This window comes from Cupriavidus sp. GW823-FHT07B10, from assembly GCF_058794355.1.
Window position 1 is genome coordinate 94,305 of the sequence record NZ_JBXAGS010000001.1, and the last position, 14,700, is coordinate 109,004.

At 67.9% G+C, this 14,700-nt stretch carries 14 protein-coding genes; 10 read left to right on the forward strand and 4 right to left on the reverse strand.

Annotated features, from left to right (window positions below; all coding sequences use genetic code 11):
- Positions 1-10: 10 nt before the first annotated feature.
- The 3 genes from AC1Q6V_RS00485 to gatC form a co-directional block, all read right to left on the reverse strand.
- A complete protein-coding gene (locus AC1Q6V_RS00485; protein WP_010811477.1) occupies positions 11-487 on the reverse strand; it encodes a hypothetical protein in 477 nt (158 codons plus the stop codon).
- Positions 484-1,989: an Asp-tRNA(Asn)/Glu-tRNA(Gln) amidotransferase subunit GatA gene (gene gatA, locus AC1Q6V_RS00490; RefSeq protein WP_010811478.1), complete on the reverse strand. Its 1,506-nt coding sequence runs from the start codon at positions 1,987-1,989 to the stop codon at positions 484-486. The genes AC1Q6V_RS00485 and gatA overlap by 4 nt, the downstream gene beginning before the upstream one ends.
- Positions 1,990-2,081: 92 nt before the next feature.
- Positions 2,082-2,381: an Asp-tRNA(Asn)/Glu-tRNA(Gln) amidotransferase subunit GatC gene (gene gatC / locus AC1Q6V_RS00495; protein WP_010811479.1), complete on the reverse strand. Its 300-nt coding sequence runs from the start codon at positions 2,379-2,381 to the stop codon at positions 2,082-2,084.
- A gap of 605 nt (positions 2,382-2,986) precedes the next feature.
- Here gatC and AC1Q6V_RS00500 point away from each other — a divergent pair.
- The 7 genes from AC1Q6V_RS00500 (at position 2,987) to AC1Q6V_RS00530 (ending at position 11,096) form a co-directional block, all read left to right on the forward strand.
- Positions 2,987-4,030, forward strand: a complete 1,044-nt coding sequence (locus AC1Q6V_RS00500; RefSeq protein WP_008648066.1) for a rod shape-determining protein — start codon at positions 2,987-2,989, stop codon at positions 4,028-4,030.
- Positions 4,031-4,226: 196 nt separating this feature from the next.
- On the forward strand, positions 4,227-5,192 hold the full coding sequence (gene mreC, locus AC1Q6V_RS00505; protein WP_010811480.1) for a rod shape-determining protein MreC: 966 nt from the start codon (positions 4,227-4,229) through the stop codon (positions 5,190-5,192).
- Positions 5,189-5,701 carry a rod shape-determining protein MreD gene (gene mreD, locus AC1Q6V_RS00510; RefSeq protein WP_010811481.1) on the forward strand — a complete coding sequence of 171 codons (513 nt, stop codon included), beginning with the start codon at positions 5,189-5,191 and terminating at the stop codon, positions 5,699-5,701. The genes mreC and mreD overlap by 4 nt, the downstream gene beginning before the upstream one ends.
- 53 nt (positions 5,702-5,754) lie before the next feature.
- A complete protein-coding gene (gene mrdA, locus AC1Q6V_RS00515) occupies positions 5,755-8,061 on the forward strand; it encodes a penicillin-binding protein 2 (RefSeq protein WP_011614359.1) in 2,307 nt (768 codons plus the stop codon).
- Positions 8,062-8,072: 11 nt separating this feature from the next.
- A complete protein-coding gene (gene rodA, locus AC1Q6V_RS00520) occupies positions 8,073-9,215 on the forward strand; it encodes a rod shape-determining protein RodA (protein WP_010811483.1) in 1,143 nt (380 codons plus the stop codon).
- Between the two features lie 89 nt (positions 9,216-9,304).
- Positions 9,305-9,991 (forward strand): DUF484 family protein, encoded by a 687-nt coding sequence (locus AC1Q6V_RS00525; protein WP_010811484.1) that lies wholly within the window; start codon positions 9,305-9,307, stop codon positions 9,989-9,991.
- Between the two features lie 25 nt (positions 9,992-10,016).
- Positions 10,017-11,096 carry a tyrosine recombinase XerC gene (locus tag AC1Q6V_RS00530; RefSeq protein WP_010811485.1) on the forward strand — a complete coding sequence of 360 codons (1,080 nt, stop codon included), beginning with the start codon at positions 10,017-10,019 and terminating at the stop codon, positions 11,094-11,096.
- Between the two features lies 1 nt (position 11,097).
- On the opposite strand, the gene AC1Q6V_RS00535 is transcribed toward AC1Q6V_RS00530, so the two are convergent.
- Complete coding sequence (locus tag AC1Q6V_RS00535; RefSeq protein WP_010811486.1) at positions 11,098-12,054, reverse strand: transcriptional regulator GcvA; 957 nt, start codon at positions 12,052-12,054, stop codon at positions 11,098-11,100.
- Positions 12,055-12,302: 248 nt separating this feature from the next.
- On the opposite strand from AC1Q6V_RS00535, the gene AC1Q6V_RS00540 reads away from it, so the two are divergent.
- From AC1Q6V_RS00540 to lipA, 3 genes are all read left to right on the forward strand, one after another.
- A complete protein-coding gene (locus AC1Q6V_RS00540) occupies positions 12,303-12,671 on the forward strand; it encodes a DUF2917 domain-containing protein (protein ID WP_010811487.1) in 369 nt (122 codons plus the stop codon).
- A gap of 170 nt (positions 12,672-12,841) precedes the next feature.
- The gene (lipB, locus tag AC1Q6V_RS00545) at positions 12,842-13,597 is read left to right on the forward strand and encodes a lipoyl(octanoyl) transferase LipB (protein ID WP_010811488.1); all 756 of its coding nucleotides are present in this window, start codon (positions 12,842-12,844) and stop codon (positions 13,595-13,597) included.
- Between the two features lie 40 nt (positions 13,598-13,637).
- On the forward strand, positions 13,638-14,633 hold the full coding sequence (gene lipA, locus AC1Q6V_RS00550) for a lipoyl synthase (RefSeq protein ID WP_010811489.1): 996 nt from the start codon (positions 13,638-13,640) through the stop codon (positions 14,631-14,633).
- Positions 14,634-14,700 lie beyond the last annotated feature (67 nt).

The following is a 14,700-nucleotide window of genomic DNA, read 5'->3' on the forward strand; positions in this document are numbered from 1 at the left end:
TTCGGTGGCTTCAGCGCGTGCGGGCGCAGGCGCCGCTGCCCGGCTCGAACATCACGGGCCAGGCTTCTTCGTAGACGCCGGGGGTGCAGCGCTGCTGGCAGTTGGCGTGCGCCAGCGTAACGCGGCGCGGGTCCTGCCAGACCATCAGCTTGCAGCCGCTGCCGTCATTGGCGCGCAGCTCGATATGCGGCTTCTTCTGGACCTGGCGGAAGTCCGCCAGGTTGAAGCTGCACGAGCCGCGCTTGCCTACCCACAGCTTCCACGACAGCTGCTGCACGCTGTTGTCCGACACGCGCAGCTGGGCGTCTTCGCGGAAGCCGTCTTCCTCGGTGCGGCGGCAGTCGCCGGCCAGGTCGATGTCGCGGCTGGCGATTGGAGCGGGCCGGCCCAGCCCGCCCGGCAGCGGGATGCAGCCGGCCACCGCCGCGGCGAGCGCGGCCGCGGCCATCAGGCGCAGGGTCAGCGAGGAGCGCGCGGTCATGTTCATGCCTTGCCCGGACGGCGCAGGTGCCAGTCGGTCGCCTGCTGGAACGCGTGCGCGGTCTGCAGCAGGCGCGCCTCGTCGAAGTAGTTGCCGATCAGCTGCAGGCCCACCGGCATGCCGGCCTCGCCAAAGCCGCACGGCACGCTCATGCCGGGCAGGCCGGCCAGGCTGGTCGACAGCGTGAAGATATCGGCCAGGTACATCTGCACCGGGTCCGAGGTCTTCTCGCCCAGTTTCCACGCCACCGTCGGCGCCACCGGCCCCATGATCACGTCGCACTGGGCGAAGGCACGCTGGAAGTCGTCGGCGATGATGCGGCGGATCTTCTGCGCCTGCAGGTAGTAGGCGTCGTAGTAGCCATGCGACAGCACATAGGTGCCGACCATGATGCGGCGCTTGACCTCGGCGCCGAAGCCTTCGGCGCGGCTCTTCTTGTACATGTCGAGCAGGTCGCGGTATTCGGCCGCGCGGTGGCCGTAGCGTACGCCGTCAAAGCGCGACAGGTTGGACGAGGCCTCGGCCGGCGCGATCACGTAGTACACCGGGATCGACAGCTCGGTCTTTGGCAGCGTCACCTCGACCAGCGTGGCGCCCAGCTTTTCATACTCGGCCAGCGCGGCGCGCACGGCCTGCTCGACGTCGGCCGACAGGCCCTTGCCGAAGTATTCCTTCGGCAGGCCGATGCGCAGGCCGGCGAGCGGGCGCTCGGTAGTGGCGCCGGCGCGCGGCTGGCCCAGCAGGCGGGTGTAGTCCTCGTCCACGCCGCCCTGCGCGGGCGTGATGCTGGTGGAGTCCCTGGGGTCGAAGCCGGCCATGGCGTTGAGCAGCAGCGCGCAGTCTTCGGCGCTATGGGCCATCGGGCCGGCCTGGTCCAGCGACGAGGCGAAGGCGATCATGCCGTAGCGCGATACGCGGCCGTAGGTCGGCTTGATGCCGGTGATGCCCGAGAACGACGACGGCTGGCGGATCGAGCCGCCGGTGTCGGTGCCGGTGGCGGCGGGGGCCAGGCCGGCGGCCACGGCCGCGGCCGAGCCGCCCGACGAGCCGCCGGGCACGCGGCTGGTGTCCCAGGGGTTGCGCACCGGGCCGAAATGCGAGTTCTCGTTGGACGAGCCCATCGCGAACTCGTCCATATTGGTCTTGCCCAGCGTGACCATGCCGGCCGCGGCCATGCGTTCGACCACGGTGGCGTCGAACGGGCTTTCATAGTTGGCCAGCATCTTCGAGCCGGCGGTGGCACGCCAGCCGCGCGTGACGAACACGTCCTTGTGCGCGATCGGCACGCCGGTCAGCGGCGCGGCCTCGCCGCGGGCGCGGCGTTCATCGGCGGCGCGCGCCTGCGCCAGGGTCCGCTCGGCATCGACGTGGATAAACGCGTTGAGCGCGGCAGCCTGCTCGATGCGGGCCAGGTACTCGCGTGCGAGTTCCTCGGCGGAGACGGAGCGCGCGGCCAGCGCATCGGCTAGCTGGCGCAGGGAGGTCACGGAATCAGCGGAAAAGGGCATGACAGTCGGTTGGCATCAGGGGGTGGCGTACTGGCGGGTGGCCGGCGCCGGACAGGCATGCACAGGTGCGTCGGGTCCGGGCCGGGCGGCGGTCATTCGATGACCTTGGGCACCAGGTACAGGCCGTCTTCGGTGGCCGGCGCGGGGCGCTGGTAGTCGGCACGGCGGTCGGATTCGGTGACCACGTCCTCGCGCAGGCGCTGGACCATGTCGCGCACGGCTGACAGCGGGTGGGCCAGCGGCTCGATACCGGTGGTGTCGACCGCCTGCATCTGCTCGACCAGCGAGAAAAAGTTGTTCAGCTGCGCAAGCGTCTGGGCGGCCTCGTCATCGCTGATTTCGATGCGGGCCAGGTGGGCGATGCGCTTGACGTCGGATAGAGCGAGGGCCATGGCGTGGTGGTTCGGATGCTCGGATGCGGGGGCGCGGGCTGCGCCGGCGGCTGGCTCATGGGGCGGCTGCGTCGCACGGCCCGTGGCCTGACCGGGGGCGCCGGAGTGGCGCCCCGGAGTCGTCGGAATTACAGGTATTTTCAGGCTGTAAACGCCCGAAGCAGCAGGAATTATAAGGTATCATTGCGAGTTACCGACCCTTGGCAACGCTTACGCCACATGGCCGCAAGCCGGCCGCTGGCCGGCGCGCTTGCGCCTGGCATCCACAGGCGCCCGAAGGGCGGACCTGGGTCCTCTGATTAGGCCTCTGCAGCCGGCCAGCGCATGTCGCAGTGATTCGATATGGTGCGCCGGTGCCTGCACATTTCCGCGAACTTTTCCGCGGGGTCTAATCAAAGGTTCCCGTAGGGCCGGCGCGCGCGGTGCGCCGGCGATTGCCGTTCCCATTCCATTCCATCCCGGCCCGGGCAGCCCCGTGCCGGACGGCGGGCGGACCGGGAAGCCGGGAACCATTCCGTATTCAACACAACGTATTTCGTGGCCGGGCCGTTCGCGGTGCCGGCCGCTTCGCCTACCCGCGAACACCACCACAGACAGGATTCCTGATGTTCGGATTTCTCCGCAGCTACTTCTCCAACGACCTGGCGATCGACCTCGGCACCGCCAACACGCTGATCTACATGCGCGACAAGGGCATCGTGCTGGACGAGCCCTCGGTCGTCGCGATCCGCCAGGAAGGCGGCCCCAACGCCAAGAAGACCATCACGGCGGTGGGCAAGGAAGCCAAGCAGATGCTGGGCAAGGTGCCGGGCAATATCGAGGCGATCCGCCCGATGAAGGACGGCGTGATCGCCGACTTCACCGTCACCGAGCAGATGCTCAAGCAATTCATCAAGATGGTGCACGACAGCAAGCTGCTGCGCCCGAGCCCGCGCATCATCATCTGCGTGCCGTGCGGCTCGACCCAGGTCGAGCGCCGCGCCATCCGCGAATCGGCGCTGGGCGCCGGTGCCAGCCAGGTCTACCTGATCGAGGAGCCGATGTCGGCCGCGATCGGCGCCGGCCTGCCGGTGTCCGAGCCGTCGGGCTCGATGGTGGTGGATATCGGCGGCGGCACCACCGAGGTGGGCATCATCTCGCTGGGTGGCATGGTCTACAAGGGTTCGGTGCGCGTGGGCGGCGACAAGTTCGACGAGGCCATCGTCAACTACATCCGCCGCAACTACGGCATGCTGATCGGCGAACAGACCGCCGAAGCGATCAAGAAGGAAATCGGCTCGGCCTTCCCGGGCTCCGAAGTCCGCGAGATGGAAGTCAAGGGCCGCAATCTGTCCGAAGGCATCCCGCGCGCCTTCACCGTGTCGTCCAATGAAATCCTCGAAGCCCTTACCGATCCGCTGAACCAGATCGTTTCGGCGGTGAAGATCGCGCTGGAACAGACCCCGCCCGAACTGGGCGCCGACATCGCCGAACGCGGCATGATGCTGACCGGCGGCGGCGCGCTGCTGCGCGACCTGGACCGCCTGCTGGCGGAAGAAACCGGCCTGCCGGTGCTGGTGGCCGAAGACCCGCTGACCTGCGTGGTGCGCGGTTCCGGCATGGCGCTGGAACGCATGGACAAGCTCGGCAGCATCTTCTCCTACGAGTAAGAAGGACGCTCACGTGGCGATGCGCGGCCTGCCGGATCCAGCGATCAGGGCGGCGTCGCGGCGCCTCATCCGCCGGGGCCGGGCCCTGGCAGTTCCCGCCGCCCGGCCGTGCCGCTCCCGTCCCCGCAAGGGACCCGGGCGTGGCACGGCGGGCGGCGGGGCGTTTCCGCGTGGGCTTTGGCCTTTGTTCGGGTAAATGGATTACTCCCCTCCGCCGCTCTTCAAGCAAGGCACCTCGGCTGTCGCCAGGCTGGTCCTGTACGTGGGTATCGCGCTGGCGCTGCTGGTGGTCGATGCCCGTTTCGACGCGCTCAGCGTGGGCCGGCAGGTTGCCGCCACCGTGCTGATGCCGGTCGAACGCCTGGTGCTGACGCCGCGCGACGCACTGCGCACGATGTTCGACTATGCGCAGTCGTCGGCGATGCTCGCCACCGAAAACCGCGAACTGCGCCAGAACGCCGTGCAGCAGGCCCAGGCCTCGGTGCGCCAGGCGCAGCTGGAGTCCGAGAACAACCAGCTGCGCAAGCTGCTCGGGCTGGCGCAGCAGTCGGCCACGCCGGTGACGGCCGCCGAGATCCTGTATGACGCGCGCGATCCCTACACCCAGCGTATCGTGATCGACAAGGGCAGCCAGCACGGCCTGCGCGCCGGCTACCCGGTGATCGACGAGCGCGGCGTGGTGGGGCAGGTCACGCGCGTGTCGCCGTTCCAGTCCGAGGTGACGCTGCTCACCGACAAGGACCAGGCCATCCCCGTGCAGGTGGTGCGCAACGGGCTGCGCAGCGTGGCCTTCGGCGGCGCGCGCGCGGGCCAGCTGGACCTGCGCTTCATGGCCGCCGCCGCCGACCTGCAGCAGGGCGACCTGCTGGTGACCTCGGGCCTGGACGGCACCTACCCGCCGGGCCTGCCGGTGGCAAAGATCGTCCATATCGAGCGCAAGGCCGATACCGCGTTCTCGCGCGTGTACTGCGAGCCGGTGGCCGGCGTGCGCGCGCACCGCCTGCTGCTGGTGGTGCGCTACGACGCAGCCATTCCCGCGCGGGAAACGGTCGAGGCCAAGCCGGAGGCGCCGGTCAAGGGCGCCAAGTCCGCTGCGGCACGCGCTGCCGCCGATAGCGCAGCGGCTGCCAAGGCCGCACCCGCCAAGGAGGCACCACGGTGACCAATCCCCAATACCTGCTGCGGCCGGTCAATCCCGCCTTTATCGCCTTCAGCTTCGTGCTGGCGTTCCTGTTCAACCTGATGCCCTGGGGCACCACGCTGTGGGTCCCCGACATGGTGGCGCTGGTGCTGGTGTTCTGGAACATCCACCAGCCGCGCAAGGTGGGCATGGGCGTGGCCTTCCTGCTGGGCCTGCTGATGGACGTGCACGATGCCCGGCTGCTGGGCGAGCACGCACTGGCCTACACTCTGCTGGCCTACTTCGCCATCACCATCCACCGCCGCGTGCTGTGGTTCACCGTCTATACCCAGGCGCTGCACGTGCTGCCGCTGCTGTTCGTCGTGCACGCGGTGCCGGTGCTGATCCGGCTGGCCATGGGTGCGCCGCTGCCGGGCTGGCAACTGCTGCTGGCACCGGCGATCGAGGCGCTGCTGTGGCCGCTGGCCACCAGCCTGCTGCTGGCGCCGCAGCGCCGTTCGAGCGATGTCGACGAGACGCGTCCGATCTGACGCCGCACGCACCTGACTGCACCTAAACGCTCATCCCTGGCCAACGCAGTACCATGACCGAAATCCGCAACGTCGAACTGGAAATCGGCCGCTTCCGCATCCGCGTGGCGGCCGCGGCCCTGTTCACGGTGATCTGCTTTGGCCTGCTGTTCACGCGCTTCCTGTGGCTGCAGTGGTACAAGCATGACCAGTACTCGGCCAAGGCCGAGGACAATCGCATCTCGGTGGCGCCGATCGAGCCCAACCGCGGCATCATCATGGACCGCAACGGGATCGTGCTGGCGCGCAATTATTCCGCGTACACGCTGGAGATCACGCCGTCCAAGCTGGGCGATACGCTGGACAACACCATCGAAGGCCTGTCGGCGCTGGTGGATATCCAGCCGCGCGACCGGCGCCGCTTCAAGCGGCTGATGGAAGAGTCGCGCAGCTTTGAAAGCCTGCCGATCCGCAGCCAGCTGAGCGACGAGGAAGTGGCGCGCTTCTCCGCGCAGCGCTTCCGCTTCCCGGGCGTGGATGTGCGCGCGCGGCTGTTCCGGCAGTACCCGCTGGGCGAGTCGGCTTCGCACGTGATCGGCTACCTGGGCCGCATCTCGCAGCGCGACCAGGAACGCATCGAGGCCATGGACGAGGCCAACGATGCCGACGGCGCCAAATACGATCCGCGCAAGGACGCCGACAACTACAAGGGCACCAACTACATCGGCAAGATCGGCCTGGAGCAGAGCTACGAGAGCGAGCTGCACGGCCTGACCGGCTTCGAGGAAGTGGAAGTGAGCGCGGGCGGGCGCCCCATCCGCACGCTTTCGACCTCACCCGCCACGCCGGGCAACAACCTGATCCTGTCGCTGGACATCCGCCTGCAGCAGCTGGCCGAGGCACTCTACGGCAACCGCCGCGGCGCACTGGTGGCGATCGAGCCGTCCACCGGCGACATCCTGGCCTTTGTCTCCAAGCCGACCTACGACCCCAACCTGTTCGTCGAGGGCATCGACACCAATACCTGGAACGAGCTCAACAACTCGCCCGACAAGCCACTGCTGAACCGCCCGCTGCGCGGCACCTACCCGCCGGGCTCGACCTACAAGCCGTTCATGGCGCTGGCCGCGCTGACCACCGGCAAGCGCACCGCGGCCTGGGGCATGTCCGACCCCGGCTTCTTCACGCTGGGCAACCATACCTTCCGCGACGACAAGCCGGGCGGCCATGGCTGGGTCGACATGCACAGCTCGATCGTGCATTCGTGCGACACCTACTACTACGCGCTGGCGCGCGACATGGGCGTCAACGGCATCCATGACTTCATGAAGCCGCTGGGCTTCGGCCAGATCACGGGCATCGACATCGAGGGCGAAAGCCGCGGCATCCTGCCGTCGACCGACTGGAAGCGCAAGGCGTACCGCAAGCCCGAGCAGCAGAAGTGGTACGACGGCGAGACCATCTCGCTGGGCATCGGCCAGGGCTACAACAGCTTCACCATCCTGCAGCTGGCGCAGGCCACCTCGGTCATCGTCAACGACGGCAAGGTGATGAAGCCCCACCTGGTCAAGGCCGTGGAGGATGCGGTCACGCGCAAGCGCACGCTGACCGTGCCCAAGGAAAGCTACACGATCCCGCTCAAGCAGGCCGACATCAACGTGATCAAGCGCGCCATGGTGGCGGTGACGCATTCCGGCACGGCCGCGCGCGTGTTCGCCGGCGCCGCCTACGAATCGGCGGGCAAGACCGGCACGGCGCAGACCTACAGCCTGGCCAAGGGCGAGAAGTACAACCACCACGCGCTGGACGAGCGCAAGCGCGACCACTCGCTGTACACGGCCTTCGCGCCCGCGGACAACCCCAGGATCGCGATTGCGCTGATCGTCGAGAACGCCGGCTTCGGCGCCGCGGTGGCCGCGCCGATCGCGCGCAAGGTGATGGACTACTACCTGACCGGCAAATGGCCGGCGGAGCTGGAAGCCATCGCGCCGCCGGAAGCCGAGCGCATGGCGGGCCGCCCGCCGGTGGCAACGCCGAGCGTGTTCACCACCGGCCAGACCGCCAGCATTGCCAGCGCCACGGTGATGTCGAGCGGCAGCGCGCCGGCCAGCGGCGCGGCCGCCAGCGAGGTCGCCGCGGCGTCGGGCGCGCATGCCGGGGCGTCTGACGCGATCGCGGCGGCGCTGGACCCGGCCGCGATCGCACCGGCCTCGGCCGTGCAGACGCTGGATGAACGCATGCTGCAGGCGCTGGGCCACAGCAAGCCGAAGGTGCCGCCGCCGGCTTCCGCGCCGGTCGTGCCGGCCAAGGCGCCCGCGCCCAAACCACGCGTCAAGCCCGTGGCTGCCAAGGCAGCCAGCGGTGCCGACGCCACTCGCTGAAGGAGACGCGCATGGATCGACGCCGCGTCCTGTCCCTGATCAAGACCGCGCTGACCGGTTTTGACAAACCACTCTCGCTGATCGTCTTCCTGCTGTTCGCCACTGGCATCGTGGCGCTGTACTCGGCCGCCATCGACATGCCGGGCCGGGTTGAGGATCAGCTGCGCAATATCCTGCTGTCTTATGTGGTGATGATCGTGATCGCCTACCTGCCTACGCAGACGCTGATGCGGGTGGCGGTGCCGATCTACACGGTCGGAGTGGCGCTGCTGATCGCGGTGGCCATGTTCGGCCTGATCCGCAAGGGCGCGCGCCGCTGGCTCTATGTCGGCATGGTGATCCAGCCGTCCGAGATCATGAAGATCTCGATGCCGCTGATGCTGGCCTGGTATTTCCAGAAGCGCGAGGGCGTGATCAAGTGGTTCGACTTCGTGGTGGCGCTGGGGCTGCTGCTGATCCCGGTCGGCCTGATCGCCAAGCAGCCTGACCTGGGCACGGCACTGCTGGTGATGGCCGCGGGCGTGTACGTGATCTACTTCGCCGGCCTGTCGTGGCGGCTGATCCTGCCGCTGCTGGGGCTGCTGGTGGTGGCGATCACGCTGCTGATCACGTTCCAGAACGATATGTGCGCGCCGGGCGTGAACTGGCCGGTGCTGCACGACTACCAGCAGCACCGCGTCTGCACGCTGCTGGACCCGACCAGCGATCCGCTCGGCAAGGGCTTCCACACGATCCAGTCGATCATCGCCATCGGCTCCGGCGGGGTCGAGGGCAAGGGCTGGCTCAAGGGCACGCAGACGCACCTGGAATTCATCCCGGAAAAGCACACCGACTTTATCTTCGCGGTGTACTCGGAAGAGTTCGGCCTGATCGGCAATGCGGTGCTGCTGGTGCTGTACCTGCTGCTGATCTTTCGCGGCCTGTTTATCGCGGCCAATGCGCCGACGCTGTTCTCGCGGCTGCTGGCGGGATCGATCACGCTGATTTTCTTCACCTATGCCTTCGTCAACATGGGCATGGTCAGCGGCATCCTGCCGGTGGTGGGCGTGCCGCTGCCGCTGATGAGCTATGGCGGCACCGCACTGGTGACGCTGGGCGCGGGCATCGGCATTCTGATGAGCATTTCGCGGCAGAAGCGGCTGATCCAGACGTAGCGCAGCCTGCGTAAAAAGGGGGCCGCGGCTGTGCCGCCGGTCCCCTTTGCTAAACTGCCACCCACTTTACCTCTACCGGTCCACGCCCCATGAACGCCCAAGACGTTGCCGCCTACCTGCAGAGCCACCCCGAATTCTTCGAAGAACACGCCGAGCTGCTGGCCGCGGTGCAGCTGACCAGCCCGCACAGCCACCGCGCCGTGTCGCTGCAGGAACGCCAGATGGAAATCCTGCGCGAGAAGAACAAGGGCCTGGAGCTGCGCCTGGCGGACCTGGTCCGCCACGGCCATGACAACGACCGCACCCAGCAACGCATGCATGCCTGGCAGCTGCGCCTGCTGGCCGAAGCCGATTCGCACGCGCTGCCCTATGCAGTGCAGGACGGCCTGCAGCAGGTGTTCGATGTGCCGGCGGTGGCGCTCAGGCTGTGGGATGTCGCCGAGCAATACGTCCATATGGAAGTGGCGCAGGGCGCCAGCGAAGACCTGCGCATCTTTGCCGAAGGCCTGCGTGCGCCGTACTGCGGCAGCAACGGCGGCTTCGAGGCCGCGGGGCTGCTGGAGCGCGACGATATCACCTCGCTGGCGATGGTGACGCTGCGCGTGCCGGTGCGTGCCGGCGATGCCGAGGCCGGTGCCGACGTGCGCGGCGCAGCCTTTGGCCTGCTGGTGCTGGGCTCGCCCGATCCGCGCCGTTTCCACGAAGGCATGGGCACCGCCTACCTGTCGCAGATCGGCGAAGTCGCCGGCGCCGCGCTGCACCGGCTGCGCGACTGAGGCGCGGCGGCCCACGCCTGACGCCATGACTGCACGCCGGCCGCCCCGCAGCGTGGTTGCGGATATCGCTCCTGCCAGCGACGGCCCGCCGCCGGCACCCGAGCCGCTGGTCACACGCTACCTGGACTGGCTGCGCGGCAGCCGCAAGCTGGCCGAGCACACGCTGACCAGCTACAGCCGCGACCTGCGCGTGCTGCAGGGGCACGCGGCGCGTTATGCACCCGGCGTGGCCCTGCTGGCACTGCAGACCCACCATATCCGCAACTTTGCCGCGCGGCTGCATGGCGCCGGGCTGGTCGGCACCAGCATCGCGCGCACCTTGTCGGCCTGGCGCGGTTTCTTCCAGTGGGCGGCGCGCCACGGCCATGGCGTCACGGTGAACCCGGTCGACGGCGTGCGCGCGCCGCGCTCTGGCCACGCACTGCCCAAGGCCTTGTCGGTCGAACATGCGGTGGCACTGGTCGCGCATCCTGCCGGCACGGATGCCCAGGCACTGCGCGACCAAGCGGTCCATGAGCTGTTCTATTCAAGCGGGCTGCGGCTGTCCGAGCTGGTGCAGCTGGACCTGCGCTATGCCGATGCCGACGGCTACCGCTCCAGCGGCTGGCTCGACCTGGCCGGAGCGGAAGTCACCGTGACCGGCAAGGGTTCGCGCCAGCGCTCGGTGCCGGTCGGCAGCAAGGCCATCGAGGCGCTGCGTGCCTGGCTGGCGGTGCGCGACACGCTGCTGCGCCCAGGCGCCTTGCCGGAAGATGCCCACGCCTTGTTCCTCGGCCCGCGCGGGCGGCGCCTGTCGATGCGCACGGTGCAGTTGCGGCTCAAGCAACAGGCGCTGCGCGCCGGCGTGCCGGCCGATGTGCATCCCCATATGCTGAGGCACTCATTTGCCACCCACGTGCTGCAGTCGTCGGGGGACCTGCGCGCGGTGCAGGAGATGCTGGGCCATGCCAGCATTTCGACCACGCAGGTCTATACCGCGCTCGATTTCCAGCATCTGGCGAAGGTCTACGACAAGGCCCATCCGCGGGCCGGCCGGGCGCGCGCCAGGCCGGCGGCGGACGCAGCCGCCGATCCTGCTGACTCCGGCGAAGCGTCGGAAGACTAGTTCACTCCCACTGCGCCAGCACCTCGCGGAAGCGCTCGATCTCGGGCAGCAGCCAGCCGCGGAACGCCTGCACCTTGGGCAGGTTCAATGAGCCCGGGGCGCATACGAAGTACAGCAGCCATGGACAGGGGATGCTGACATCGAACAGCCGCACCACGCGCCCGGCCAGCAGGTCGTTGTAGGCCAGCGAGGAGCGGATCAGCGCAATGCCCTGGCCTTCGGACGCGGCCTGCAGCAGCAGCGAGGAATCTTCCAGCAGCAGGCCCTTGCGCGGCTCGGGCCAGTCCAGCCCGGCGGCCTCGAACCACGGCTTCCACGGATCGCCCTCGCCGCGCAGCAGCGGCAGCCCCGCCATGTCCTGCGGCCGCTCGGGCAGGCGGCCGCCATTGAAGCCGGGGCTGCAGACCGGGAAGAAGACGTCGTCCAGCAGCCGCTCCACATACAGGCCGGGATAGTCGCCGCTGCCCATGCGCAGCGCGATATCGACTTCCTCATGCGCAAAGTTGACCAGCGTGTTCGACGACAGCAGCTCGACATCCAGCTCCGGGTGGCGCTCGATAAAGCTGCCGATGCGCGGCGTCAGCCAGCGCGCGGCAAACGACGGCATGGTGCTGATGGTCAGGCGCTTGTCGCGGTTGCCGGCCTGCAGCGCGCGCGTGGCATCGGCGATCTGCAGCAGCGCGTCACGCACGCGCTCGGCATAGAGGCGCCCCGACGGCGTCAGCGCGACACGCTTGCCGTGGCGCTCGAACAGCGGCATGCCCAGTTCGTCTTCCAGCGCGCGGATCTGGTGGCTGACCGCGCCGTGCGTGACAAACAGCTCCGTGGCCGCGCGCGAAAAGCTCTCGTGCCGCGCCGCGGCCTCGAAGGCGCGCAGCGCGGTCAGCGCCGGCAGGCGCGGCAGCTCGCGGTGCCAGCCGCGCGGCAGGTCCTTTTCCCAGGCGCTCTTCCATGCCATGGTGGTCTCCAGGCGGTCGTGTGTATGTGAGTTTGTCTAACAAGAACAAAGAAAATATATCGTTTTGATAGTGGCCGGGCAATCACTAATATTCCATCACCGGCCCCCGCAGTAGTCATTTACTTCACGGCGATATTCAGAGGATTTAACTGGCCTGGTCCCCTTGCCGGGCCAGTTCCGGTACCCCGCCGCGAATTCGTACTGGGTTTGGCGTATCCCCGCCGAGGCCGGCTGAACGGAGAACCACCATGAAAACCGTGCTCACAACGACCGTGTTCACCCTGAATCCTGGCGAAGTCACCACGCTGTCGGTGCATGCTGCCCAGCGCCTGCATGTCGAAGAGGCCCGCGGCGCTGACGTATGGCTGACCCGCGAGAAAGATTCAGAGGACTACTGGCTGCGTTGTGGCGGCAGCCTGCTGCTGCGCTCGGGTGACGAGGTGGTGCTGAGCGTTGACCCGCGTGCGCTGCACCCGGTGCGCCTCGCCCTGATCGCGGAAGCCCGCCGCCCGGCGCTGGCGCTGGCTGATGTGCCGCACCTGGTATATCGCAGCCTGCGCCGTCTGGTTCGAGGCACGGAGTGGACGCCTAACCAGGACCAGGTCACTGCATCCTGAGGCGAAGGCCGGCGGGGCATCGTCCGCATCACACCGCAGCCGCGGGCATCTGCGCCTGGTCTGGTCGCGTGACGCATCGGACGATTCCCGCCGGTCCACGCCCTGAGCGGGCAGCACAAGTGACCGAGGCAGGGCCGGCGCAAGCCGGCCCTTTTCGTTACACTCTCGCCATGCATCCGATTCAAGTCATCGAACGCGGCCGCGAGGACTATCAGCCGTGTTTCGACGCGATGCGCGCCTTCACCGCCGCACGCACGCCCGAGACGCCCGACCAGGTCTGGCTGGTCGAGCATCCGCCGGTCTACACGCTGGGCCAGGCGGGCGATCCCGCACACCTGCTCGCCCCGGACGACCAGATTCCCGTCGTGCAGATCGATCGTGGCGGGCAGATCACATATCACGGTCCCGGCCAGGTCGTGGCCTATTTGCTGCTCGATCTGCGCCGCCGCCGCCTGATGGTGCGCGAACTGGTGCACGGCATCGAGCAGGCGGTGCTGGACACGCTCGCGGCGTATAATCTCGCAGCCGAACGCAAGCCCGGCGCCCCCGGCATCTATTTGTCCGACGGGCCGCACCAGGGCGCCAAGATTGCCGCGCTCGGCCTCAAGATCCGCAACGGCTGCAGCTACCACGGCGTCAGCCTCAACGTGCAGATGGACCTGTCGCCGTTCCTGCGCATCAATCCCTGCGGCTATGCCGGGCTGGAAACAGTCGACATGGCCAGCGCAGGCGCCACCTTCGCGGCGGCGGATGCCAACGGCGCCCCCTTGCCCGTGACCGCGGCACAACAACCGGAAATCGCACTGCGCCTGGCGGCAGCATTGTGCGAGGTGCTGGCAGCGCACGAAGCCCGCGCGCTGGCTGCCGAAGGAACTGCCGCCCCGGCTGAAGCGAAGCAGCCGGGTGAGACGGCCCTGGCCTCCTAGTCAAAAGCGAAATGCACGCTGAGCGCGTGCGGAGAAATGTATGAGCGACGCCCTGATCGCCACTTCCAGCGAAGCCCCGCAGTCCCCCGCGGAGCAGTATGACCCGACCCGCAAGCAGAAGTCGGCCGACAAGACCGCACGCATCCCCATCAAGATCGTGCCGGCCGAAAAGCTCAAGAAGCCGGACTGGATCCGCGTCAAGGCCGCCACCGGCAGCTCACGCTTCTACGAGATCAAGGACATCTTGCGTGCCAACAACCTGGTGACGGTGTGCGAGGAAGCGAGCTGCCCCAACATCGGTGAATGCTTCGGCAAGGGCACCGCGACCTTCATGATCATGGGCGACAAGTGCACGCGCCGCTGCCCGTTCTGCGACGTCGGCCACGGCCGCCCCGATCCGCTGGATGTGAACGAGCCGGGCAACCTGGCCCGCACCATCGCCCAGCTCAAGCTGAACTACGTCGTGATCACCAGCGTCGACCGCGACGACCTGCGCGACGGCGGCGCCCAGCACTATGTCGACTGCATCTCGCAGACGCGCGAGTTGTCGCCCGCCACGCGCATCGAAGTGCTGGTGCCCGACTTCCGTGGCCGCCTGGACAAGGCGCTGGACATCCTGCAGGCTTGCCCGCCGGACGTGATGAATCACAACATGGAAACCGTGCCGCGGCTGTACAAGCAGGCGCGCCCGGGCGCGGACTATGAGCACTCGCTCAAGCTGCTGCAGGAATTCAAGCGCCGCAACCCCAACGTGCCGACCAAGTCCGGCCTGATGGTGGGCCTGGGCGAGACCGACGAGGAAATCCTCGAAGTCATGCGCGACATGCGCGCCCACGATATCGACATGCTGACCATCGGCCAGTACCTGGCGCCGTCGAACCACCACTTGCCGGTGCTGCGCTACGTGCATCCCGACACCTTCAAGATGTTCGAGGAAGAGGCTTACAAGATGGGCTTCACCCACGCTGCGGTGGGCGCGATGGTGCGCAGTTCGTACCATGCCGACCAGCAGGCGCATCAGGCTGGGTTTGCCTGAACGACAGCGCTGCACACTGATCGAGCAGAGACGGCCGGGATTTCCCGGCCGTTTTTCTTTGGTGCCC

Excerpts from the sequence above, each read along its gene's own strand:
- AC1Q6V_RS00485 (WP_010811477.1), bottom strand. The coding sequence starts at position 487 with ATGAACATGACCGCGCGCTCCTCGCTGACCCTGCGCCTGATGGCCGCG.
- gatA (WP_010811478.1), bottom strand. The coding sequence starts at position 1,989 with ATGCCCTTTTCCGCTGATTCCGTGACCTCCCTGCGCCAGCTAGCCGAT.
- gatC (WP_010811479.1), bottom strand. The coding sequence starts at position 2,381 with ATGGCCCTCGCTCTATCCGACGTCAAGCGCATCGCCCACCTGGCCCGC.
- AC1Q6V_RS00500 (WP_008648066.1), top strand. The coding sequence starts at position 2,987 with ATGTTCGGATTTCTCCGCAGCTACTTCTCCAACGACCTGGCGATCGAC.
- mreC (WP_010811480.1), top strand. The coding sequence starts at position 4,227 with ATGGATTACTCCCCTCCGCCGCTCTTCAAGCAAGGCACCTCGGCTGTC.
- mrdA (WP_011614359.1), top strand. The coding sequence starts at position 5,755 with ATGACCGAAATCCGCAACGTCGAACTGGAAATCGGCCGCTTCCGCATC.
- rodA (WP_010811483.1), top strand. The coding sequence starts at position 8,073 with ATGGATCGACGCCGCGTCCTGTCCCTGATCAAGACCGCGCTGACCGGT.
- AC1Q6V_RS00525 (WP_010811484.1), top strand. The coding sequence starts at position 9,305 with ATGAACGCCCAAGACGTTGCCGCCTACCTGCAGAGCCACCCCGAATTC.
- AC1Q6V_RS00530 (WP_010811485.1), top strand. The coding sequence starts at position 10,017 with ATGACTGCACGCCGGCCGCCCCGCAGCGTGGTTGCGGATATCGCTCCT.
- AC1Q6V_RS00535 (WP_010811486.1), bottom strand. The coding sequence starts at position 12,054 with ATGGCATGGAAGAGCGCCTGGGAAAAGGACCTGCCGCGCGGCTGGCAC.
- AC1Q6V_RS00540 (WP_010811487.1), top strand. The coding sequence starts at position 12,303 with ATGAAAACCGTGCTCACAACGACCGTGTTCACCCTGAATCCTGGCGAA.
- lipB (WP_010811488.1), top strand. The coding sequence starts at position 12,842 with ATGCATCCGATTCAAGTCATCGAACGCGGCCGCGAGGACTATCAGCCG.
- lipA (WP_010811489.1), top strand. The coding sequence starts at position 13,638 with ATGAGCGACGCCCTGATCGCCACTTCCAGCGAAGCCCCGCAGTCCCCC.